At 62.5% G+C, this 21,891-nt stretch carries 25 protein-coding genes and 1 pseudogene; 16 read left to right on the forward strand and 10 right to left on the reverse strand.

Annotation, left to right across the window (positions count from 1 at the left end):
* Window positions 1-15: 15 nt before the first annotated feature.
* The 4 genes and pseudogenes from BLP82_RS02685 to BLP82_RS02700 all read left to right on the forward strand — a co-directional run.
* Window positions 16-2,070 carry a 2Fe-2S iron-sulfur cluster-binding protein gene (locus tag BLP82_RS02685; protein ID WP_092165135.1) on the forward strand — a complete coding sequence of 685 codons (2,055 nt, stop codon included), beginning with the start codon at window positions 16-18 and terminating at the stop codon, window positions 2,068-2,070.
* Between the two features lie 130 nt (window positions 2,071-2,200).
* A complete protein-coding gene (locus BLP82_RS02690; RefSeq protein ID WP_092165136.1) occupies window positions 2,201-2,830 on the forward strand; it encodes a glutathione S-transferase family protein in 630 nt (209 codons plus the stop codon).
* Window positions 2,831-2,929: 99 nt separating this feature from the next.
* Complete coding sequence (locus tag BLP82_RS02695) at window positions 2,930-3,850, forward strand: LysR family transcriptional regulator (protein WP_092165137.1); 921 nt, start codon at window positions 2,930-2,932, stop codon at window positions 3,848-3,850.
* A pseudogene (locus BLP82_RS02700) lies at window positions 3,850-4,281 on the forward strand (LysR family transcriptional regulator); the annotation flags it as partial. The gene BLP82_RS02695 and the pseudogene BLP82_RS02700, both read left to right, overlap by 1 nt.
* 55 nt (window positions 4,282-4,336) lie before the next feature.
* Here BLP82_RS02700 and BLP82_RS02705 read toward each other — a convergent pair.
* The gene (locus BLP82_RS02705; RefSeq protein WP_092165138.1) at window positions 4,337-5,260 is read right to left on the reverse strand and encodes an AraC family transcriptional regulator; all 924 of its coding nucleotides are present in this window, start codon (window positions 5,258-5,260) and stop codon (window positions 4,337-4,339) included.
* 110 nt (window positions 5,261-5,370) lie between these two features.
* On the opposite strand from BLP82_RS02705, the gene BLP82_RS02710 reads away from it, so the two are divergent.
* On the forward strand, window positions 5,371-5,718 hold the full coding sequence (locus BLP82_RS02710) for a carboxymuconolactone decarboxylase family protein (RefSeq protein WP_092165140.1): 348 nt from the start codon (window positions 5,371-5,373) through the stop codon (window positions 5,716-5,718).
* Window position 5,719: 1 nt separating this feature from the next.
* On the opposite strand, the gene BLP82_RS31125 is transcribed toward BLP82_RS02710, so the two are convergent.
* Window positions 5,720-5,920 carry a hypothetical protein gene (locus BLP82_RS31125; RefSeq protein WP_092165141.1) on the reverse strand — a complete coding sequence of 67 codons (201 nt, stop codon included), beginning with the start codon at window positions 5,918-5,920 and terminating at the stop codon, window positions 5,720-5,722.
* Between BLP82_RS31125 and BLP82_RS02720 the strand changes: the two genes are divergently transcribed.
* The gene (locus tag BLP82_RS02720; RefSeq protein ID WP_092165142.1) at window positions 5,919-6,143 is read left to right on the forward strand and encodes a hypothetical protein; all 225 of its coding nucleotides are present in this window, start codon (window positions 5,919-5,921) and stop codon (window positions 6,141-6,143) included. The two genes, BLP82_RS31125 and BLP82_RS02720, sit on opposite strands and share 2 nt — an antisense overlap.
* Window positions 6,144-6,232: 89 nt before the next feature.
* The gene (cynR, locus tag BLP82_RS02725) at window positions 6,233-7,183 is read left to right on the forward strand and encodes a transcriptional regulator CynR (RefSeq protein WP_092165143.1); all 951 of its coding nucleotides are present in this window, start codon (window positions 6,233-6,235) and stop codon (window positions 7,181-7,183) included.
* 15 nt (window positions 7,184-7,198) lie between these two features.
* On the opposite strand, the gene BLP82_RS02730 is transcribed toward cynR, so the two are convergent.
* From BLP82_RS02730 to cynS, 3 genes are all read right to left on the reverse strand, one after another.
* The gene (locus BLP82_RS02730; protein ID WP_092165144.1) at window positions 7,199-7,858 is read right to left on the reverse strand and encodes a carbonic anhydrase; all 660 of its coding nucleotides are present in this window, start codon (window positions 7,856-7,858) and stop codon (window positions 7,199-7,201) included.
* A 29-nt stretch (window positions 7,859-7,887) separates the two neighbouring features.
* Window positions 7,888-8,136 carry a DUF2790 domain-containing protein gene (locus tag BLP82_RS02735; RefSeq protein WP_092165145.1) on the reverse strand — a complete coding sequence of 83 codons (249 nt, stop codon included), beginning with the start codon at window positions 8,134-8,136 and terminating at the stop codon, window positions 7,888-7,890.
* A 94-nt stretch (window positions 8,137-8,230) separates the two neighbouring features.
* Window positions 8,231-8,698 carry a cyanase gene (cynS, locus tag BLP82_RS02740; RefSeq protein WP_092165146.1) on the reverse strand — a complete coding sequence of 156 codons (468 nt, stop codon included), beginning with the start codon at window positions 8,696-8,698 and terminating at the stop codon, window positions 8,231-8,233.
* Between the two features lie 227 nt (window positions 8,699-8,925).
* On the opposite strand from cynS, the gene BLP82_RS02745 reads away from it, so the two are divergent.
* Window positions 8,926-9,426, forward strand: coding sequence for a GNAT family N-acetyltransferase (locus BLP82_RS02745; protein WP_170842261.1), 501 nt, complete (start codon window positions 8,926-8,928; stop codon window positions 9,424-9,426).
* A 463-nt stretch (window positions 9,427-9,889) separates the two neighbouring features.
* Here BLP82_RS02745 and BLP82_RS02755 read toward each other — a convergent pair whose 3' ends face one another.
* Window positions 9,890-10,819 (reverse strand): DMT family transporter, encoded by a 930-nt coding sequence (locus BLP82_RS02755; protein WP_092165149.1) that lies wholly within the window; start codon window positions 10,817-10,819, stop codon window positions 9,890-9,892.
* Window positions 10,820-10,893: 74 nt separating this feature from the next.
* On the opposite strand from BLP82_RS02755, the gene BLP82_RS02760 reads away from it, so the two are divergent.
* Window positions 10,894-11,748 carry a LysR family transcriptional regulator gene (locus tag BLP82_RS02760; protein WP_092165151.1) on the forward strand — a complete coding sequence of 285 codons (855 nt, stop codon included), beginning with the start codon at window positions 10,894-10,896 and terminating at the stop codon, window positions 11,746-11,748.
* Between the two features lie 40 nt (window positions 11,749-11,788).
* Here the strand turns inward: BLP82_RS02760 and BLP82_RS02765 are convergent, their stop codons facing one another.
* A complete protein-coding gene (locus tag BLP82_RS02765; protein ID WP_092165629.1) occupies window positions 11,789-13,495 on the reverse strand; it encodes an amidase in 1,707 nt (568 codons plus the stop codon).
* A 245-nt stretch (window positions 13,496-13,740) separates the two neighbouring features.
* Between BLP82_RS02765 and BLP82_RS02770 the strand changes: the two genes are divergently transcribed.
* From BLP82_RS02770 to BLP82_RS02800, 7 genes are read left to right on the forward strand one after another with little or no spacing between them, the layout of a single operon-like run.
* Complete coding sequence (locus BLP82_RS02770) at window positions 13,741-14,418, forward strand: thermostable hemolysin (RefSeq protein WP_092165153.1); 678 nt, start codon at window positions 13,741-13,743, stop codon at window positions 14,416-14,418.
* Window positions 14,408-15,889, forward strand: a complete 1,482-nt coding sequence (locus BLP82_RS02775) for an AMP-binding protein (protein WP_092165155.1) — start codon at window positions 14,408-14,410, stop codon at window positions 15,887-15,889. Before BLP82_RS02770 ends, BLP82_RS02775 begins: the two co-directional genes overlap by 11 nt.
* On the forward strand, window positions 15,886-16,560 hold the full coding sequence (locus BLP82_RS02780; RefSeq protein ID WP_060741852.1) for an iron-containing redox enzyme family protein: 675 nt from the start codon (window positions 15,886-15,888) through the stop codon (window positions 16,558-16,560). Before BLP82_RS02775 ends, BLP82_RS02780 begins: the two co-directional genes overlap by 4 nt.
* The gene (locus BLP82_RS02785; RefSeq protein ID WP_092165157.1) at window positions 16,547-17,356 is read left to right on the forward strand and encodes an SDR family oxidoreductase; all 810 of its coding nucleotides are present in this window, start codon (window positions 16,547-16,549) and stop codon (window positions 17,354-17,356) included. Before BLP82_RS02780 ends, BLP82_RS02785 begins: the two co-directional genes overlap by 14 nt.
* The gene (locus BLP82_RS02790) at window positions 17,353-17,997 is read left to right on the forward strand and encodes a tetratricopeptide repeat protein (RefSeq protein ID WP_092165159.1); all 645 of its coding nucleotides are present in this window, start codon (window positions 17,353-17,355) and stop codon (window positions 17,995-17,997) included. Before BLP82_RS02785 ends, BLP82_RS02790 begins: the two co-directional genes overlap by 4 nt.
* An 11-nt stretch (window positions 17,998-18,008) precedes the next feature.
* A complete protein-coding gene (locus tag BLP82_RS02795; protein WP_092165161.1) occupies window positions 18,009-18,671 on the forward strand; it encodes a response regulator in 663 nt (220 codons plus the stop codon).
* On the forward strand, window positions 18,668-20,035 hold the full coding sequence (locus BLP82_RS02800) for a sensor histidine kinase (protein WP_092165163.1): 1,368 nt from the start codon (window positions 18,668-18,670) through the stop codon (window positions 20,033-20,035). Before BLP82_RS02795 ends, BLP82_RS02800 begins: the two co-directional genes overlap by 4 nt.
* Before the next feature lie 45 nt (window positions 20,036-20,080).
* Here BLP82_RS02800 and BLP82_RS02805 read toward each other — a convergent pair whose 3' ends face one another.
* The 3 genes from BLP82_RS02805 to BLP82_RS02815 all read right to left on the reverse strand — a co-directional run bounded on the left by BLP82_RS02805 (window position 20,081) and on the right by BLP82_RS02815 (window position 21,889).
* On the reverse strand, window positions 20,081-21,172 hold the full coding sequence (locus BLP82_RS02805; protein ID WP_092165631.1) for an ArsO family NAD(P)H-dependent flavin-containing monooxygenase: 1,092 nt from the start codon (window positions 21,170-21,172) through the stop codon (window positions 20,081-20,083).
* Window positions 21,173-21,267: 95 nt separating this feature from the next.
* Window positions 21,268-21,456, reverse strand: coding sequence for a YgaP family membrane protein (locus tag BLP82_RS02810; RefSeq protein ID WP_092141787.1), 189 nt, complete (start codon window positions 21,454-21,456; stop codon window positions 21,268-21,270).
* Between the two features lie 13 nt (window positions 21,457-21,469).
* The gene (locus tag BLP82_RS02815; protein WP_092165165.1) at window positions 21,470-21,889 is read right to left on the reverse strand and encodes a DUF6691 family protein; all 420 of its coding nucleotides are present in this window, start codon (window positions 21,887-21,889) and stop codon (window positions 21,470-21,472) included.
* Window positions 21,890-21,891 lie beyond the last annotated feature (2 nt).

The raw sequence follows: 21,891 nt of genomic DNA on the forward strand, positions 1-21,891 counted from the left end.
CGCGAGGAGTAGCTGATGGACGAAGCCTTGCAAGCAAAAAACTCGCCCTGGCACGAAGGAGAGCTGACCTTGCAGCGCTCCGTCGGGGCAGTCGACATGATGGCCAGTGTCGGCCAACGGCAACTGGCGCGGACGTGGATGCCGGACCAGCACCGGGAGTTCTACGCCCAACTGCCTTTCGTGGTACTGGGGGCGGTGGATCGGCAAGGCGACGTGTGGGCGACCCTGCGCGCGGGGCAACCGGGTTTCATGAATTCGCCCGATCCGCAGACCCTGCACATCAACCTCGAGCCCGAGCCGAACGACCCGGCCCAGGAGGGCATGGGCGAGGGGGATGCCATCGGCATGCTGGGGATCGAATTGCACACCCGTCGGCGTAATCGCATGAATGGCGTCGTGCGCCGTCAGCTTGCCCCAGGGCTGGAGATTGCAGTGAGCCAGGCCTATGGCAACTGCCCTCGCTACATCAACCTGCGCCAGTATCGATTTGTCGACGCACAGGCGGTCGCGCCGCGGCAGTTGACCGTGTCAGACCCCCTGGTCCGGCGCCTGGTGACGGCGGCCGACTCGTTTTATATCGCCACCTACGTGGTGCGCGATGGCGAGCGGCAGGTCGATGCTTCTCACCGTGGCGGCAAGCCGGGGTTCGTACGCATGGATGAAGACGGGTCGCTGACCATTCCGGATTTTTCCGGCAATCTGTTTTTCAACACCCTGGGCAACATCCTGCTCAACCCGCGGGCCGGGCTGGTGTTCGTCGATTTCCAGACCGGCGATCTGCTGCAAATGAGTGGCTCGGCGCAAGTCCTGCTGGACGACCCCGAGATCAATGCCTTCCAAGGCGCCGAGCGGCTGCTGCGCTTCACACCGCAACGCATCGTCTATCGTCCGGCTGCCATCGCGCTGCGCTGGAAGGATCAGGATGAAGGCGATTCGCCCAATTCATTGATGACCGGCAGTTGGGAGCAAGCCGCCGAGCGTTTGCAGGCTGAGGCGCTGCGTAGCCGCTGGCGTGCGTTGCGGGTTGCGCGAGTCGTGGATGAGAGCCACAACATTCGTTCGTTCTACCTGCAGGCGAGCGATGGCTTGGGGTTGCCCCGGTTTGAAGCCGGGCAACATTTGCCGGTGCGGATCCAGCTGGAGGGGCAGAAAGCGCCGTCGATCCGGACCTATAGCGTTTCCAGTGCGCCGTCGGATGATTTCCTGCGCATCAGCGTCAAGCGCGATGGATCGGTGTCGTCCCACCTGCATGAGCAGGTGCGGGCGCTGCACGAGATCGAAGCGCGGGCGCCCCAGGGCCATTTCACTGTCCAGGCCACCGAGCGGCGTCCGTTGGTATTGCTGGCGGCGGGGGTGGGCATCACGCCGTTGTTGTCGATGTTGCGCGAGGTGGTTTACCAGGGGCAACGCATCAGCCGCATGCGCCCGGTCTGGCTGGTGCAAAGCGCCCGCTCGGTGGCCGACCTGGCATTCCGCGAAGAGATCGACGAACTGGCCGCTCGTGCCGGCGACAAGCTCCAGGTTGTGCGCATGGTCAGCCAACCGCCCACCGAAGCCAAGGTGGGTGAAGGCTATGACCTGGCGGGCCGGATCGATGTGGAACTGCTGAAGAAACTGTTGCCGCTCAACGACTACGACTTCTATTTGTGTGGGCCGGGCAGCTTTACCCAGGCGCTGTACGACGGGTTGCGCAAATTGCGCATCCCTGACGATCGCATCCATGCGGAAACCTTCGGTCCCTCCACCCTTGTGCGGGACATCGAAGTCAGCATGCCAGCGCCCCAGCAAGTGCCGGCCGCGACTGAAGCGGTGAAGGTCTTGTTCGCCAGTTCCGGCAAGGAGGCCCGTTGGGAACCCGGCGGCGGAACGCTGCTGGAACTGGCCGAAGCGCGCGGCCTGAACCCGGAATTCAGCTGCCGCGGCGGCTCCTGTGGCACCTGCAAAACCCGCTTGAGCCGCGGCCAGGTGCATTACCTGAGCCAGCCGGCCGAACCGGTTGGCGACGGTGAAGTGCTGATCTGTTGCGCGGTGCCGGCCCAAGGCAGCGAGCCGCTGGTGCTTGAGGTCTAGGGCCTCCGATCGTTTCACTGGGTGAAATGCTGGATTGTAAAAGCTGGTTATTCCGCTGTCCGGAGCAGGAGCAGAGGATAGCCCCATCGACGCGATCACCGCTTCGAGCCCAAACAACATGGAGTACGTCATGTCTGAGAAAGCGATCAAACTTTATCGCCATCCGTTGTCGGGCCACGCCCATCGTGTCGAGCTGATGCTCTCGCTGCTGGGCCTGCCGACCGAACTGGTATTCGTGGACTTGATGAAAGGCGAGCACAAGACCCCGGAGTTCCTCGCCATCAACAGTTTCGGCCAGGTGCCGGTGATCGATGACAACGGTGTTGTGTTGGCTGACTCGAACGCGATCCTGGTCTACCTCGCGGCCAAGTACGGCAAGGGCCAGTGGTTGCCCAGCGATCCGCTCGCCCAGGCCCGGGTGCAGCGCTGGCTTTCGGTGGCCGCGGGCCAGATCAACCAGGGGCCGGCCAACGCCCGATTGATCACTGTGTTCGGCGCCGGCTATGACGCCGAAGATGCCATCAAGCGTTCCCACGCCCTGTTGAAGGTGATGGAGACGGAGTTGGGGCAAAGCCGGTTTCTGGCCGGTGAGCAACCGACCATCGCTGACGTGGCCGCGTACACCTACGTGTCCCATGCACCGGAAGGCAACGTCGCGCTGACCGACTACCCGAATGTCCGTGCCTGGCTGGGCAGCATCGAAGCCTTGCCGAATTTCGTCGGCATGCAGCGCACCGCCAAGGGCTTGCAGCAAGCCTGAGACAGACCGCAGGAGCTTGTCGGGAGGCCTCCTCCGGCAAGCCTTGAGGCCGTAACCGGCCCGTATATTCAATCTCCCTCACGCAAGGCTGGATCACCCATGGATCGCTTTCAGGAAATGCAGATTTTCATGGTGGTTGCCGAGGAGGAAGGGTTCGCCGCTGCCGCCCGGCGCTTGCGCATTTCGCCACCGAGCGTGACGCGGGCCATTGCGGCGATGGAGGAACGGATCGGCACCCAGCTGTTGTCCCGTACCACCCGCAATGTGCACCTGACCGAAGCGGGGCAACGCTACCTGGAAGATTGCCGACGGATCCTGAGTGAACTCGAAGAGGCCGAGGAGGCCGCCGCCGGCAGTTACTCGATCCCCTGCGGATATCTGACGGTCACCGCGCCGGTGCTGTTTGGCGAGTTGTACATCGCGCCCTTGCTGACGGATTACCTGGATCGATTCCCCTCGGTACACCTCAATGCCTTGTTGGTCGACCGCGTAGTGAATATCGCCGACGAGGGCATCGATGTGGCGATCCGTATCGGCCATTTGCAGGAAAACAATCAGCACGCCATCAAGGTCGGTGAGGTACGCCAAGTGATTTGCGGCGCCCCGGCCTATTTCCAGCGCCATGGACGGCCGACCCATCCTGGCGAGTTGAGCAAGGCCAATATCGTGATGTCTTCGGCCAGTCATTTGCTGAGCCACTGGCAGTTCATGGACGAAGCAAATTCGCTGAGCCTGCGGGTTGACCCACGCCTGGTGGTGACCGCGAATCAGGCTGCGATCAATATCGCCCGCCAGGGCTGGGGCGTTACCCGGGTATTGTCCTATCAAGTGGCCCGGCAGGTCGCCGAGGGTGAACTGGAAGTGGTGCTCAAGGCCTTCGAACCACCGGCGTTGCCGATTCACGTGGTGTATCAGAAGAGCAATCGAGTACCGGCCAAGGTGCGTACGTTCGTGGACTTCCTCGCCGATCGGCTGGGAGACGACGTCACGCTCAAGCCTGTCGTAAAAGGCACCGGCTGATGGCGCGCCACCATGAAATGCTGATATTTCACGCGCTGTCGCAGTGCCCCAGCCTCGCCTCGGCCGCCCAGCGCCTCAACGTCTCCGGACCGACCGTGATGCGTGCGGTCGCTCGACTGGAAGCGCGACTGGGTGTGCAGCTGCTGTCACGAAGCACGCGTGGGGTGGTGCTGACGGAAGCCGGGGTCGGCTTCATGGCCGATTGTTCACGCATTCTCAAGGCCGTTGATGAGGCTGAAGCGTCGGCCAAGGGCTGGCATGTCCAGGCGCAGGGCAATCTGACGATTCTGTTGCCCACGTTGTTCAGCCGTTATGTCATGGCCCCGGTATTGGCCCACTACCATGATCGTTTCCCGAACATGCATGAGGAAGGGCTGGACGTTGCGGTGCTGGTCGGGCATCTACCCAGTTGCTCATTGATCGCACGGCCTCATCGTCGAGCACCTGCGCGAGCACCCGGCCCTGCGAGCGGATATCTCTTGATGGTCAGCGTGCGTTTGGGGCCTGGATCCCACGGCGCACCCGCCCTGGCGCCTCACCGTAGATTTCCTTGAACTTCTTGCTGAACGCAGCCTGGGATTGGTAGCCGACCTGTACGGCAATATCGCTCAGCCCCAGGTGTGAGTGCCTGAGCAGACTGAAGGCCAACTCCATTCTTACGTGCGTCAGAAGCACCCACGGCGAGACGCCGGCCAGCTTGACGAATGCGCGCATGAAATTGGCTCGGGACATGCTCGCGAGGTCTGCCAGGCCTTGAATGGTCCACTCGTGCGCAGGGTCCGCCAGCATCGCCTGCCAGGCCCGGCCCAGGCGCTTGTCGCCGAGCAGGGCCAGCGCGCCGCTGTCCTGGCCATGACTCGCCAGGTGCGCACGCAGGATCAGGGTGAACAGGGCCTGGGACAAGGCGTCGAGCAGGAAGCGAGCGCCGGGCTGGTTCCCATCCGCTTCCCCGCGAAGGATCTCCACCAACGCCGGCAAAGGTCCGTTGGCCGGTAAGGCGCCGCTGGGAATCACCAGGTAGTCGGGCAGGGCGCTGAACAGCAACGAAGCCCGGTTGAAGTGAAAACCACCGCAAAGCATGTCCAGCTCCGCGCTGGCACCGCCAATGCGGTGAATCGGCAAGGCGCCTCCGGTCACGATCCGGGGTGAGGTCGGCGTCACCATTTTCCCAGGGCTGTGCATGAGGTGCGGGGCGCCGCGCGGCAGCAGCAGGATGTCACCGGCACGCATGGGCAAGCGCTGCCCATCGGCAAACTCGACGCGGCATTCGCCGGCCAGCACGATGTGATAGGGCGCCGTGCCCAGGGCATGCTGGCCGTGATCCAGGGCCCAGTCGCCCTGGAACTGACAACGCAGGTCCAGGCTGCCGCGAACGTTGGCCAGGCTGATGAGTTTATCGATCGCATTCATTTGAGCGTTTCGCCAAAAAAACTGAGCGGATTGAGCAAAACCGAGTGGCGCCAGGGTGAAAAACTGAGGGCGTCAAAACAGTACACCCAACCCACTCAGGAGTTAATGCCATGTTCAATAATTGGTCCGAATTGTTGCCCACCATTCAGAAAGCGTTTGGCGCGCTGGGCCGCAGCAACCCGAAAATGGTCAAGGCCTATATGGCGCTCGGGGAAGCCGCCAGCGAAAACAACGTGCTCGATGCCAAGACCCGCGAGCTGATCTCGATCGCCATCGCCGTGACCACCCGTTGCGACGGCTGTATTGCCGCCCACACGGATGCGGCGATCAAGGCGGGTGCGAGCCGTGAGGAGGTTGCAGCGGCCCTGGCCACCGCGATTTCGTTGAATGCGGGGGCTGCCTACATCTACTCGCTGCGCTCGCTTGAAGCGTACGACACGCTGCAAAAGCCGGCGTGATTCATAGCCGCTCCCAAGCCCCGGTTGCCTCAACGACACCGGGGCTTTTTTGGCTGCCCTGGGCGATTGTTTCAGATGGCGCAATCAAGTCATCAGATTCCTGGGCATTCTCTAAGAACTGTTCGCCAGTGAAACTGACCCCAGAAGCGATCGACCGTTTCGGGCCGTCGCAGCGTTCTCCATTACCCAGGAGATTTCCCATGATCGACGTCACCTGCACTGGCAACCCTTGGTCGGACACCTCTGTTGCGATTCACCCAGAATACGAAAGCGGATTCCTGTTGCCCCAGTTGATGGGCGCCCTGGCCAGCGAGTCTGCAGCACCTGTTTCGAACGTCCTGTGCCAGCCGAGTATGAGCGGCGCCATGCTGGCGAAGGCGGGCGCTTTTGTGATGCGGGTGCTGAGGCTGACGCCGACCCGCTAAAAGGTGACGCTGAGCCCGTGGCGGATGTGGATGCGACATGTCCCCTATACAATGCATCGCAATTACCCAAGCTCCAGGTGGTGGTTCCGATGTTGCTACGTCACTTGCGCTATCTGTTGGCGGTCGCTGACCACGGCGGTTTCACGCGTGCCGCCGAGGTGCTGCACGTGTCGCAGCCGACCCTGTCGCAACAGATCCGGCAACTGGAAGAAACCCTCGGAGTGAGTCTGTTCGACCGCACGTCTCGCACAGTCAGGCCCACGGATGCCGGGGTGGCCTATATCGAATGCGCCCGGCGGGTGCTGGTGGAGCTGGCCGCCGGCAAGCGTGCGCTGCACGACGTCAAGGACCTGTCCCGCGGCAGCTTGAGGCTGGCCATGACCCCGACGTTCATGGCTTACCTGGTCGGGCCGCTGGTGCGTGACTACCGCGCGCGATACCCGAATATCCACCTGCAAATCTTCGAGTTGTCGATGGTCGATATCGAGGAGGGCTTGGCGAATGACACGTTAGACATCGCCATCGCATTCGATCAGGTCAGGAGCACCGATGTCGAATCGATCCCGGCGTTCACCGAAACCCTGGGGCTGATGGTGGGGCGCAATCACCCGTTGTATGACTGTCAGGCCGCGCTGACGGCTGAGCAGGTCGGGCAACTGGAGTTCGCCTTGTTGAGCCCGGACTTTGCCACCCGTACGTGCATCGACGACTACTTCGTCCAGGCTCGGATCACGCCCAAGGTGAGCATTGAGGTCAATTCGGTCAGCACGTTGCTGGAAGTGATCGGGCATTCGGCCGTCGCCACCATTCTTCCGGAACCCATCGCCACCCAGGAGCGCGCACTGCGCAAGCTGGCGCTGCAGGACGCGGCGCCCCGGCGTGGAGCTTCGCTGTTGCGGCGCAAGAACAACTATCACAGCGCGGCGTCCGTGGCTTTCGTGGAGACACTGTTGCACGGGGTGGATGGCTTTGGGGCCGCTGCGCAGCCCAGCGGGAGCAAGCGCCCTCGCCACAGTGATCGAGGTGTGCAACTGCCCTAGACCAGGCAGCGATCCTCACGCGGCAGTCGCCGTCCGGGCCGGTACGGCACACGCCTGGGGGTTGTCCGCCAAGGACCTGAAGCTGCGATTGTCGGCGTCCAGGGCGTCGATGGAGCCGGTCTCGATGTCATAGACCCAGCCGTGCAGGTTGAGCAAGCCCTTCTCCTGGGCCAGCCGCACACTCGGGTGCGTCTGGATGTTCGCCAATTGGGCGATGACGTTTTCACGCACCATCGAACTGACTTTCGCCGCGTCATCGACGTGAGGCCGTGATTCATTGATGACCCGTGCCGACTCGGCGTGTTGCAGCCAACCGCTGACCGCCGGCAGGTGATTCATGCAGGCGCATTTGGCGACGGCGGTCATGGCACCGCAATCGGAATGACCACAGATCACGATATCCCTCACGCCCAGCACCGCGACGGCATATTCCACCGTCGCGGAAACACCGCCCGGGTGAGGGCTATAGGATGGCACGATGTTGCCGGCGTTACGGATCACGAACAGTTCGCCGGGTTCCTGCTGGGTCAGCAGCTCCGGTACAACGCGGCTGTCGGAACAGGTGATGAACAACGTGCCCGGGTGTTGCGTGGTGGCCAGGTGTTTGAACAGGTCCGTGCGTTGTGGAAAGACCTCTTGCTGGAACTTCAGGAAACCTTCGATCAGCGCTTTCATGCTGCTTGCCTCCAATGAATAGGGTGTTATCAGTTCGTGCAGCCGTTGCCGATCAGGCTGTATTCAAGAATGTGGGTTTCACCTTGGGAGTCGCGATAAGTCATTTGCACTGGGGTCGGACCGCAGACATCGGCGGGCGTGGTGATGTCCACCACCTGGGCGATGTCCAGATGCATGCCGTAGGCATAGGAAACGATGTCCGCAGGTGCGGTGGACGGTTGGGCATGGGCCGACAGCGAGGCGGTCAGCGACAGGGCCAGAAACAGGATTTTTTTCATGAGTCATGCTCCACGCAAGAATGAGTAGCGAGTTCAAATCAGCGATAAGTTGTTTGAAGCGAAGCCTCAGGTTCGCCTGGGGCCAGCGGGACGATCAGAACGGACGCAGGGGCAGGAACTTGCCGTCCAGTGTGATCACCGCACGCGAGCCGCCTTCAGGGTCTTCGATTTTCTTGATGTCGAGCTTGAAGTTGATCGCGCTGATGATGCCGTCGCCGAACTGCTCATGAACCAGGGCCTTGAGGGTGGTGCCGTAGATCTGGATCATTTCGTAAAAGCGATAGATCGTCGGATCGGTCGGCACGCCAGCGAGGCTGCCGCGCAGGGGAATGATCTGCAGACGGGCGACCGAGTCGGCGGTCAGGTCGAGCTTCTCGCCAATCACCTTCGCCGCGTGTTCCGGCAATGGATGCTGGCCGAGTAGGGCGGCGGTGACGTAGGCGAGGCTCAGGCCGGTGCCATCGGCCAAGTCCTGCCAGGACAGGTGCTTGCGTGCCTTGGCATCCAGCACTTCGGTGGTCAGGGCCAGGCTGATGTCGTTGTAGGCGTGGGACTGTTGCATGGCGTAGCTCCTATCGGTTTGGATCGGGTTGATGTCGCTTGGTTGAAGCCATCATCTGCCGCTTTAGCTATAGCGTCCAAGACCGATATGCAATGTAATGTATTGGTTCTGCCTATGGATTGGGGGCCACGTTGTCGAGGTATAAATCCTGTAATTGTTGACCTGTACTAATCTTTTGGCAGGCACGGTAGAAGTAGTCATTTAATTAGCCAGCAGAGATATCTCCAATGACGAACCATGAAACCGATGTCGGCAGAGCCAATGAGGCCGACCTGGACGGGATCCTGGCGCTTCAGGCCGCGAATCAGATGGCCCGCGGCGGCTCGCTTTCTGCGAGCCTGCCAAGGGCCCGTGTGGCAGCGATGATGCAGGAAATGCCTCTGATCGTTGCGCGTCGAGAGGGCCGTATCAGCGGTTTCCTGATGACCACCACGCGGGAGATGAATGCCGACCTACCGATCGTACAGGCGATGTTCGCCGCTTATCATGGAGCGCCGGATGCTTATGTCTATGGTCCGATTTGCGTGGGTGAGGCGGAGCGTGGCAAGGGTTTGGCCCAGCGAATGTTCGCGGAGCTCCGGCGACTCGAGCGGGGGCGTGAAGGTATTCTTTTCATACGCAAGGACAATGAACCCTCGCTCCGTGCGCATTTGAAAATGGGTATGAAAGAAGTTGCTTCCTTTCCCTTCAATGGGTTTGATTTCGCCGTTTACTCGTACATTGGCTAGACAGGAAAAAAGCGCTCACTAGACGATAGTGCCAGTCAGTTAAGCCTCATACCCGTGGGAGCAAAGCTTGCTCGCGATTGGGGTGAGCCAGTCGGCAACCCATTGACGGGTTTGCCGCTATCGCGAGCAAGCTTTGCTCCCACAGGTTTTGTGCCGTTTGATCCTCAACTGACTGGCATTACCCACTAGGCGCTCACCTGAGCGGCAGAAAGAGCGCGGTAATGGGTAGCGATTCAAGGGCAAGCTGAACGTCGCCATGAACTGCCGGTGAAAATGGTATTTCGAAAAAGCCGCAACGCCGCTCAAGGTGTCCAGGTCCAGGCAGCCATCAAGATGCAGGTCGATGTAATCGAGCACCTTCTGCAATGCGGGATTGGTAATGCTTTTTTGTGTCGGTCATGGTCTTTCCCAGTAAAGGCCACCAGCATGAAGCCGGCGAGCACAATGCGCTCGATCGATCTTGCTATCTTGAACGGGCTTCGGCGCCGACGACCAGCCAGATGCCGATCCCGGACACCGCCATCCCCACCACCATCTGCCAGGAAAGCGGTTCGTTGAACATGGCCCAGGCCCAGAGCATCGTAATGGGCGGGCTGAGGTACAGGACACTGGCGACGCGGGTGGCGGTTGCGCGGCGCAGGCACAACCAATAGAGGCCGTAGCCGCCCATGGTCGACAGGCCCGCGGTCCACAATACGCTCAGTGCGAAGCCTGTGCTGGGCAGCGGGGTCAGGCTGCCATGGGCGCCCTCGACCAGGGCGAAGGCCAGGCCCGACACGCAACACTGCAGCCAGAGGTTGGGCAGCAGGCCCAGCGATTGTTCGGCGGGTAAGTATTTCTGCCACAGGGTCGCGACGGCGAGCGAGAACATGCCAAGCAGCGGCAGGCCATAGGCCCACAAGGGCGCATTGCCCAACGCCAGTGCGCCCTGGGTCACCAGCATGACGCCGAGCAGGCCGATCAGCAGCCCCACCCATACCTGCCAGGCCAGTCGTTGCCGGAGTACGCCTGCGGCCAGCAGTGCCAAGCCCATCGGCAGCAGGTCGGCGACCAGTGCGGCCAGGCCCGCCGGCACACCCAGGGCAATGCCTTGGGTGATGCCGCCCAGGTAGCCCGCCATCGCCAGGAGGCCGATGCCGGCGTTCTTCAACAGCACGCTAGGCGAGGTTCGGCGTAGCGGCCTGGCGACGAAGGGAAACAGGACGAGCGTGACCACGACACACCGCCAGAAGACCACCAGCAGGGCCGGCGCATAATCGATGGAATAGCGTGCGCCGACGAATCCCGAGCTCCACGACACCAGCAATGCCGCTTCGAGTAACGGCAATGGAATCAGCCAGTACCAGGCGGGCCGGGGCAGGGAAGTGCAGGTCAGCGATTTATTCGGGTTCATGACCACAGGCTACGAAACCCGGCTAATCTAATAAATCAAAATGTAATGCATCAGTTGTTCACGAAGATTGAATCATGACGGCCATACTCGATATCGACTTGATACGTACTTTTCATGCGGTGGCACGGATCGGGAAATTCAGTGCGGCGGCGGACCAACTGCACAAAAGCCCGGCGGCGGTCAGCGTGCATATCCAGCGTTTGGAAGCGGTCGCTGGCGGGCGGTTGCTCAACCGGGACAATCAATCGGTATCCCTCACCGCGTTGGGCCAGCGTTTGCTCGTGGCGACGACGGAACTGCTGAGCACCCATGACCGGGTGCTGGCGGACCTGCACGGAACCCGTTTGGCGGGACGTATCACCTTGGGGGTGCCGGATGAGTACGCAGACCATGTGATCCGCGACATCCTCCCGACCTTCGCCGCCGCGTGGCCCAACGTGGTGCTGGAGCTCAAGACCGCGCCAAGCTATGCGCTACGCGACCTGGTGCAGCGCGGCAAGCTCCAGGCAGCGGTGGTTGCCCAGCCGAAGGGGCTGGCGAATGCAGAGGTGCAAGTGCTGGTGTCCACCACGCCGGTCTGGGTCGGGCCGGCCCACACGATGGCGGCTTCGATGGAGCCGCTGCCGCTGGCGGTGCATGCGGCGCAGTGCCCTTATCGACAAGCGATGATGGAGTCCCTCAGGCAAAGCGGGCGCAAGACCCGCATCGTCCTGGAAAGCCCCTCCAACCAGGCCATCAAGGCCTGCGTGGAGGCCGGGTTGGCGATCAGCCTGATCGACCGTGGACGGGTGACGGATGCCATGCGGATCCTCGAAGGGCTGCCGCTGATCGCGGAGCATGAGGTGGTGTTCATGCGAGCCCAGGCATCACGCGGCGATGAAGCCGTGAGCCTGCTGGCCCGTGCCATGCAGCAGTATTTCCGGCTGTAGGCATGGTGCCGGGGGCCGCTGCGCAGCCCCAAGAACCGGCTCAAGCCGACAATGGCGGTGTCCGAGGCGGGACCCGCCGCTTGGAGCCAATCGACTCGAACGCCGACGCCAGTTGCAACAGCCTCGAATCGTCATAGGCACGCCCGGCGAATGTCAGCCCGACGGGCATGCCGATGTCCGCCATGACGCCCATGGGCACGGTGACCGTGGGTACGCCCAGGTGGCGGATGGCGAGGTTGCCGTTGGCGACCCAGACCCCGTTGCTCCAGGCGATATCGGCAGATTCCGGATTGATATCCGCATCCGCCGGTCCGACGTCGGCGACGGTCGGGAAGATCACCGCGTCCAGGCCCAGCCGTTCCATCCAGTCTTCCAGGTCGATCCGGCGTGTCGCTTCAAGCCCCCGCAACCCGTCGGGCAGCGTCGGGATCTGGTCCCAGGGCGTAATGCCGCGTTGGGCCATCTTCACATACTCGTCCATGCCGGCGGCCAGATCGTCCTCCCGGTTGGGCAGGGTGCCCGGGTCGTGGGGGAAGATCTTCGGTCCGTCGACGTCGGCCAGGCGATGCAATTTCGGGTCACCGTTGGCCCGCAGGAAGTCATCGAATGCCCAGGCCGACAGGTCCCACAATTCATGGTGCAGGAATTCCTTGGAAACCAGGCCGCGGGTGAACACCGTCGGTGCGCCGGGACGGTCGCCCTCGCAGTTGGACACCAGCGGAAAATCCACCTCGATCACTTCGGCGCCACAAGCTTCCAGGGCCTGGCGGGCTTGCTCCCAAAGGTCGATCACCGAGGCACGGGTGACGATTCGCTGCCCCGTCGGGCCGCCGATGCCGGGGGCCTCGGCCGTGCCGGCTTCAGGGTCCGCGTTGATGTACATCCGTGGCACGCCGAACCGAATGCCGGCCAGCGCCCCCGGGTTTGTGGCAAGGCTCGGATACGAGGCGGGACGAACCGACTCGACGCTTGGAATCGGCACCCAGGGTTGCAACCGCCACAGGTCGCCACGGGTGTCCGGGTCTTCGGCGACCACCACGTCCAGCACTTCGAGCAGGTCGGCCATGGTCCTGGCGAAGGGCACGACGACGTCCATCGTGGGCGTCAACGGCCAATTGCCCCGCACCGAAATCACCCCACGCGACGGCGTGTAGGCACACAGGCCGTTGTTCGACGCCGGGCCGCGCCCACTCGACCAGGTTTCTTCGGCAAGGCCGAACGCCGCGAAACTGGCGGCGGTTGCCGTGCCCGCACCGTTCGAGGAGCCGGAGGCAAAGGGCGCGGTGAGGTAGTCGCCGTTGTACGGGCTTTCCGCCCGGCCATACACCCCGCGCTGCATCCCGCCATTGGCCATGGGCGGCATGTTGGTCTTGCCCAGGCAGATGGCCCCGGCGGCGCGCAGCCGTTCGATGGTGAACGCATCGCGATAAGCCACCAGGTCCTTGAACGCCGGGCTTCCAGAGGCGGCGGTGAGCCCTTTGACCAGATAGCTGTCCTTGGCCGTATAGGGAATGCCGTCGAGTGGGCCGAGGGGCCGACCACTGGCCCGACGGGCATCGGAAGCCTGCGCTTCCTTCAGCGCATCCGGGTTGCGCACCACTACCGCGTTGAGGGCCGTGGGTGTGTCGGGGCCATCGTAGGCATCGATCCTGGCGAGGTAGGCCTGGACAAGCGCTACCGCTGTGGTCTGGCCCGATTCCAGCGCGGCGCGCAGTTGGGCAATGGAGACTTCGGTGATGTCGATCATGCAATTACCGCCGCGGTAGAAGGATGACGGGGTGTGCGGGTCCATTGACGTCGGGCCTGGCACTTCAGGTCATCTCAAGGTGGATATTTATCGGGTTTTGCCTACTGTACTACGGAAAAACAAACAAAGGCAGCCCGTGTTTGATCGGACTATTTCTCAAGCGTACGCAAACTGCCTATCTTCAGACTTCGTTAAGAAACGGCCTCGATACTTCTCCCCAATAGCCCGAGGGAGAACGTTGCGCCATGCCCGATTTTGACTGGAACATCCACTTGCCGCTGGCCTTCGGTGACGCCGGCCTGCCGGCTCGCCACTTGCACCGAGCCTTGCCGGGACAACCGCGGCGGGCTGAGTTAGAAGCGTTCATCCAACAGCGTTTTCGCCACGTCCACGGCGCCGATATTCGTCACTTCATGCCGCAGCTGTTCGGGCTCGACGATGTCCACGGCACGCTCTGCGCAGTTGCTGGCGTGCGCCGGGCTGCCCAGGGGCCGCTGTTCCTCGAACGTTATCTGGACAGCCCCATCGAGCCCTTGATCAGTGCCGCCGCCGATCGAATGGTGGACCGCGCCGGCATCGTCGAGGTTGGCAACCTGGCCGCCAGCGACACGGGCAGCGCTCGGCTGAGCATCATCGCGATCACTTATCTGTTGGCCATGGGCGGCCTGGAGTGGGTTGCGTTCACTGGCAACATCGGCCTGGTCAACAGCTTCCATCGCCTGGGCCTCAAGCCCGTGACCCTGTGCCCGGCCGATCCGCAGCGACTCGGTGAGGAGCGTCACCTCTGGGGGCGTTACTACGAGAGCCAGCCGTGGGTTCATGTCGGAAACATCCGCGCCGGTTTCATTCACCTGCGCAATACCGGCCTGTTCACTCGGCTGGGACTGTCGACGGATCTCGGGGAGACCAGCCATGTCGCCTGAGATGGAACGGTTCAAACGCACCCTGCGTGGGCATGCCGAGCGCAGGGGGCACGCTATTGCGCTGTGGGGCGACGGTTCGCAGCTCGACTATGCAACGCTTTATTCCGAAGTGGTGTACCGCCAGCAACGCCTGCGCGATGAACACATCAGCGTTGTAGCCCTGGCCCTGGACAACGGCATCGAAGCGATGCTCTGGGACCTTGCCGCGCTGTTCGAAGGGCTGGCCTGCGTCATCCTGCCCGGTTTTTTCAGCCAGGCTCAACGTCGCCACTGCCTTGAGCAGAGCCAGGCCGAGCGGGTGATTGCCGAGCCTGCGTTCGAAACGCAACTGCAAGCCGCCGGATACCAGCACAGTGGCGAGTTCTGGCGGCGGCATTTCGACGGGCCGAGTCGTCTGCCGGCAGGCACCGCCAAGCTGACCTTCACTTCCGGAACCACCGGCACGCCCAAAGGCGTCTGCCTGAGCGCCGACAGCCTGTTGCGGGTGGCCCGTGAACTGGAACAGGCCAGCCAACCGGTCGAGGCCAGGCATCACTTGGCATTGCTGCCCCTGGCGATTCTGTTGGAAAACCTTGGCTGCTACGCGGCGTTGTATGCCGGTGCCATGCTGAGCCTGCCCAGCCAGAAAACCCTCGGCATCCAGGGCGCCAGTGGGGTCGACCCGACGCGGCTGCTGGGATGCCTGGCCGAGCGTCGGGCGCAGAGCCTGATCCTGGTTCCGCAGTTGCTGTTGATGTTGGTCATGGCTGCCGAACAAAAGATGTTCAACCCGCACATCGTGCGATTCGCCGCCGTCGGCGGGGCACGGGTGTCCCACGATTTATTGCAACGGGCCCAGCGTGTTGGCCTGCCGGTGTTTGAAGGCTATGGGCTGTCGGAATGCGCCTCGGTGGTGTGCCTCAATCGGCCAGAGGCTCATCGTGCCGGCAGTGTCGGCCAGCCACTGCCCCATGTGGAGATCCGCTTGGCCGATGATGGCGAAGTCCTGATCAAGGGCTCGACGCTGCTCGGTTATCTGGGGGAGCCTGCGCCCGCCAGCGAGTGGTGGCCCAGCGGCGACCTGGGTGAGTTCGATGAAGACGGTTTCCTTTACCTGCGCGGTCGCAAGAAACACCAATTCGTCACCAGTTTCGGTCGCAACGTGAACCCCGAATGGGTTGAAGCCGAACTCACCCAGGGCGGTGACGTTGCCCAGGCCTTTGTCTATGGCGAAGCCATGCCGCACAACCATGCACTGCTCTGGCCCGCCCGGGCCGACTGCACGGATCAAACGCTGGAGCTGGCCGTGGCCAAGGCCAACGACACGCTGCCCGACTACGCGCGGGTCCATCACTGGACGCGCCTGGACCAACCCTTCAGCGCTGCCAACGGCATGCTCACCGCCAATGGCCGGCCACGCCGGGAGGCCATCGTCGAGCATTACCGCGCGCAGCTCACTTCATCTGTCTTGTCCGAGGAATCCCCATCATGAGTTTTTTTGACACGTTGCAAGAAGCCACCCAGCAAGAGCGCCAGACCCTGTTCAATCTGCCGATCATCCGCGACGCCCTCGACGGCCAGGTCAGCCTGGCCAGTTACCGGGGCTTCCTGATCCAGGCGTATTACCACGTGCGCCATACGGTGCCGTTGATGATGGCGTGTGGGGCGCGCCTGCCAACGCACCTGGAATGGCTGCGCAAGGCCGTGTGCGAATACATCGACGAAGAGTACGGCCACGAGCAATGGGTGCTGGATGACATTGCCGTGTGCGGTGGCGATAAGGAAGCGGTGCGCAACGGCCAGCCTTCGTTACCCATCGAGCTGATGGTCAGTTACCTCTATGACTTGATCGCCCGAGGCAACCCGGTTGGCCTGTTCGGCATGGTCAATGTGCTGGAGGGTACCAGTATCGCCCTGGCGACCCATGCCGCCGACAGCATCCGCCAGCGCCTGGAACTGCCGCCCACGGCGTTCAGTTACCTCAGCTCCCATGGATCGCTCGACATCGAGCATATGCAGACCTATCGCGGCCTGATGAACCGCCTGGACGATCCGGCGGACCAGGCTGCGGTGATCCATGCCTCCAAGGTGGTGTACCGGTTGTACACCGACATGTTCCGGGGCCTGCCTCGTGACGGGGAGCCTGAACATGCGCCTGTGTGATGCGCGTGTCGTGCTGACGGGCGCCAGCGGTGGAATCGGCCAGGCCATCGCCGCTGCCCTGTGCGCCAGTGGCGCGCGGGTGCTGGCCGTGGCCAGGCATCGCGAAGCCTTGCAGTCGTTGCTGGAGCGTTATCCGCAGCACTTGAGCTGGGTCGAAGCCGACCTGACCTTTCTCGCCGACCGACGCAAAGTGCTGGTCGCCGCCGAAGCCCAGGGCGGCATCAACCTGCTGATCAATGCCGCCGGCGTGAACCACTTCGCCATGCTCGAACAACTCGACGACAGCGAGATCAACGCCATGCTGGCGCTGAACATCAGCGCGCCGATCTGCCTGACCAAAATACTGTTGCCGCTGCTCAAGCAGGCCGACAGCGCGATGGTGGTGAACGTCGGTTCGACCTACGGATCAATCGGCTACCCGGGCTACGCCAGTTACTGCGCCAGCAAGTTTGCCTTGCGCGGTTTTTCCGAAGCCTTGCGCCGGGAGTTGGCCGACACCCGTATCGGAGTGCTCTACGTGGCGCCCCGGGCCACCCGTACCTCGATGAACAGCCCGGCAGCCGACGCGCTCAACCAGGCCCTCAAGGCCAACGTCGACGACCCGCAAACCGTGGCAGTGGCGGTGATCCACGCGATTATCGGCGATCGTCGCGAACTCTATCTGGGCTGGCCTGAGCGTTTTTTCGTCGGCCTCAACAGCCTGCTTCCCAACTTGGTGGACCGTGGCCTGCGCAAGCAATTGCCACTGGTGCGCCGTCTCAGTCACAAACCCGAAAACGAGCATCTCAAGCCATGAAAAAAATCCTCGCTTGCCTGTTGATCGGCACCCTGAGCCAAAGCGTCTGGGCATTGGAGGCGGCCGACCAGCAACGTCTCAGCGACATCCAGCAGCGCTGGGCCCATATTCAATATGAATTGCCAGAAGGCCAACGCGCCGATGCGTTCGAAAAACTCGCGACCCAGGCCTCGGCATTCAAGCAGGAGCGCCAATCGGTGGCCGAAGCATGGATCTGGTCCGGCATAGTCAACAGCAGTTGGGCCGGTGCCAAGGGTGGGCTCGGTGCGCTGGGCAAGGTCAAGGACGCCAAGGGCGACCTGGAAAAAGCCCTGACCCTGGACCCCAAGGCCCTGCAAGGCTCGGCCTACACCAGTCTCGGCGCACTCTACGACCGGGTGCCGGGCTGGCCCCTGGGTTTCGGCGACTCGAACAAGGCCGAGCAATTGCTCAAGCAAGCATTGCAACTCAACCCGAACGGCATCGACAGCCTGTACTTTTGGGGCGATCACCTCTACCGTCAGAAACGCTACAGCGAAGCCAAGGCAGCGCTGCAAAAAGCTTTGCAGGCCGCGCCGCGGCCAGGTCGGGAAACGGCCGATGCCGGGCGCCGCAAGGAGATCGACGCGTTACTGGTGGATGTGAACAAGCAACTGAACTGACAGGAGCGCGTGTGCGTTTATTACTGATCGAAGATGACGTGGCCTTGGGGGAGGGCATCCATCAGGCCTTGAGTCGCGAAGGCTATACCGTCGACTGGGTGAAGGACGGCAGCAGCGCCTTGCATTCGCTGCTCAGTGAGACTTTCGACCTGGCGGTGCTTGACCTTGGCTTGCCACGCATGGACGGCCTGCAGGTGTTGCGGCGCTTGCGTGACAGTGGTTCCAACCTGCCGGTGCTGATCCTCACCGCCCGCGATGCCACCGAGGATCGCATCGCCGGGTTGGACGCCGGGGCTGACGACTATCTGGTCAAACCCTTCGACCTGGCGGAACTCAAGGCCCGGCTACGGGCCTTGTTGCGTCGCAGCGCCGGCCGCGCCCAGGCGTTGATCGAGCATGCCGGCATCAGCCTGAACCCTGGCACCCAGCAAGTCAGTTACCAGGGCAAGCCGGTGGCCCTGACGCCCAAGGAGTATCAGTTGCTCCATGAACTGCTCTCGCCGCCGGGCCGCGTCATGACGCGCGATCATTTGATGCAGTTGCTCTACGGTTGGAGCGAGGAGGCCGAGAGCAACACGCTGGAAGTGCATATCCATCACCTGCGCAAGAAATTCTCCACCGACCTGATCCGTACCATTCGCGGTGTCGGTTACCTGGTGGAGGAGCGCCGATGAGTTCGATCCGGCGGCGTACCCTCACGTTGATCCTAGGCCTGCTGTTCCTTGGCCTGTTGATCATCACGGTATTCAACCTGTATGACAGCAACCACGAAATCGCCGAGGTCTACGACGCCCAATTGGCGCAGAATGCCCGGCTGCTGCAGGGTGTGATGCGCATGCCGATGGCGAGCAAGGAACACGCCGAGCTGTATCAGGCGTTCAATTCGGCGTTGGGGCAGGCGGTGCCTAAAGTCGACGGTCATCCCTATGAAAGCAAGATCGCTTTCCAGGTCTGGAACTCACAAGGTTCGGTGCTGGTTCATACCACCAGCGCACCGTCGTTCACCTCACCCCCGATTGCGCCCGGTTTCAGCGAGATCGTGGACCAGAAGAACCGTAAGTGGCGGGCGTTCGTCCTGGACGACGCGCAGTACGGGTTGAAGATCTGGGTGGGCGAGCGTGACGACGTGCGTGCCGACTTGGTCGACCGCATTGTTCGTCACACCGTCGTGCCCAACCTGATCGGCAGCGTGGTGCTAGCGGCCGTGATCTGGCTGGCCATCGGCTGGGGGCTCAAGCCCCTGGTCGATATGGCGGCAAAGTTGCGCGCCAGGCATCCCGGCTCCCTGGAACCCTTGCAGATGATGCCGCTCCCTACGGAGCTTGAGCCCATGCAGGCGGCACTCAACCGTGTATTGGCGCAGATCCAGGAAGTGATGGGCCGTGAGCGGCGTTTCATCGCCGACGCCGCCCATGAAATGCGTACACCCTTGGCCGTACTGCGGGTGCATGCACAGAACCTGATGGAGGCGGGGAGCGAGCAAAGCCGTCGCGAGTCCCTGGAACACCTGATTGCCGGGGTCGACCGCACCACGCGCCTGGTTAACCAATTGCTCACCATGGCGCGGCTTGAACCGCAGGCAGGCGTTCCGACGCCGGCGGTCATCGACCTGGCCGCCACGGTTCGGGCGAGCCTGGTGCAACTGACCCCCTGGTTGTTGAGCAAAGGGCTGGAGCCGGTGCTGGATGTCAGCGATGACATCGGTCCGGTTCGAATCGACCCGGTGGCTATCGACATCGCCTTGAACAACCTGGTGACCAACGCGGCCAATTTTTCTCCGGCCAACGGCACGATCACCGTACGCCTGGCCAGGAAGGGTGATCACTACGAACTGTCTGTCGAAGACCAGGGGCCGGGTATCGACGAGGCTGAGCGTGAGCGGCTCTTCGAGCGGTTCTACAGCCGCGGCAATGACCAAGGGGCAGGGTTGGGGCTGACGATTGTACGCACCATCGCGGATCGACTGGGAGGGCACATACGCTTGGAGAATCGTACTGAGGGGGGGCTGTGCGCGACCATGGAAATAGGACGCTTCTAAGCGATTACCCGGTGCCATAACCGCTGGCCGGCCCCGTACGGTGCTTCAAGCAGGCGCATCGGTCGTAGATTGTCCGGCGAGAAAGGCGACTATCTCGTCGACCGTGCTGCGTGCGGTGCGTGTAACGCCGATCAGGGTGGCGGAAGCCGATCCCGTCCACTCGCCGTAGCCGACCAGCCATAGCCTGGGCTCTTGTATCGAGTGAGTGCCCTCGACCTCCACGCGACCTTCGTGGTTGAGCACTCCCAGCGCATCCAGGTGCTGCAGGGCGGGCCTGAATCCGGTGCACCAGATCACCACGTCCACGGCTGATTCGCGGCCGTCGGCCCAGATCACACCGTTGCGAGTAAAGCGCTCGAAAGGCCTGACGGCCTGAAGGACGTTGCGTTCACGGGCCTCGATTACCGGCGCTACCATGACGATGTCACCCAACCCTCCCACGGGTTGGTCGATGACGCGACCTTCCTGCTGGGCCTTCCAGCGTTCGGTGGCACGCTCGAACAACACGCGCCCATCCACTGCGTCGGGAAGGAATAGCGGCTCGATGGGCGTGACCCAAGTGGTCTCGGCGATTTTCGATACCTCGGCCAGAATCTGCGCGCCTGAATTGCCACCGCCTACAACCAGGACCTTCTTGCCAGCGAACGGGGATGCCTCGACATAGTCCGCCGAATGCAATTGCTGCCCAGCGAACAAGGCTGCATCAGGGTAACGAGGGATGTAGTGGTTGCTCCAGGTGCCCGTTGCGCTGACCACGACCCGGGCGTCCCAGTGCTTCTCGGGGGTGTGTACCCGCAAACCCGTTGCTGTGCGTTCCACACGCGTGACCTGTACCGGTCGCACCACGGGAAATCGATAGCGCTGTTCATACTGCGTGAGGTAGTCGACCACATGGTCTCGCGACGGATAGCCATCCTGTGAGGGGGGCATCATCCAGCCGGGGATCGAACTCCATGTAGCCGGGGAAAAGAGTCGCAGCGAGTTCCAGCCATGCCGCCAGGCACCACCGGGTTCTTCCTGGGCGTCGAGGATGACGAACGAGAGAGGCGTACGCCGCAGGAAATAGGCCACCGCCAAGGCCGCTTGGCCGCCACCGATGATGATTACGTCAAATGTCTCGGGCTGTGAGCAGGGCATGGCGGCGAATTCTTCGGTTGAGGGAGCCCGTTGCAAGGCTCCAAGAGGGGCTTGCAACGTCAATGGCCGCTCCAGGAGAAAGGCCGTTGTACGCTTCAGCAACGTTTGCAGGTCTTGATGCCCAATAACGAATAGAGCGGACAGAAGCGAAAGATACCCGTGGCCAGTGGCACCAGGCCAATCCAGCCCCAGGCGCCGATCGAGCCCGTCAGGGCCAGAATTATAAGGACAAGCCCCACGGCAATGCGTGCGCCCCGGTCAATGGTTCCAATGTTGGCTTTCATGGCAATCTCCTGATCAATGGACGCGCCGGGTTTCCAGCGCGGTGAACAACCACATGCCCGCCAACATGGCCAGCATGAACACAATGGCTTGCCAGTGTCCGGTCAGCAGGATGGCCACGGCGGGGCCGGGGCAGATGCCGGCGATGCCCCAGCCGATACCGAACACCAGGCTGCCACCGATCAGGCGTGGGTCCAGTTCTCGCTTGACCGGCAACTGCATGGGGCTGCCCAGCAGCGAATGAGTCTGTTGGCGCGCCCAGGCCAGCGGGACGATGGCGGTGCCAATCGCCCCGATCATCACCAGTGCCAGGGACGGATCCCAGGCGCCGGCCAGGTCCAGGAAACCCAATACTTTTTCCGGGTTGGCCATGCCTGCCAGGAGCAGCCCGAAGCCAAAGAGCAGGCCAGCGATGAATGCCGTCAGTTTGCGCATGT

The sequence above is a fragment of the Pseudomonas sp. NFACC37-1 genome (assembly GCF_900101575.1).
GTDB classification, from domain to species: Bacteria; Pseudomonadota; Gammaproteobacteria; order Pseudomonadales; family Pseudomonadaceae; genus Aquipseudomonas; species Aquipseudomonas fluorescens_AA.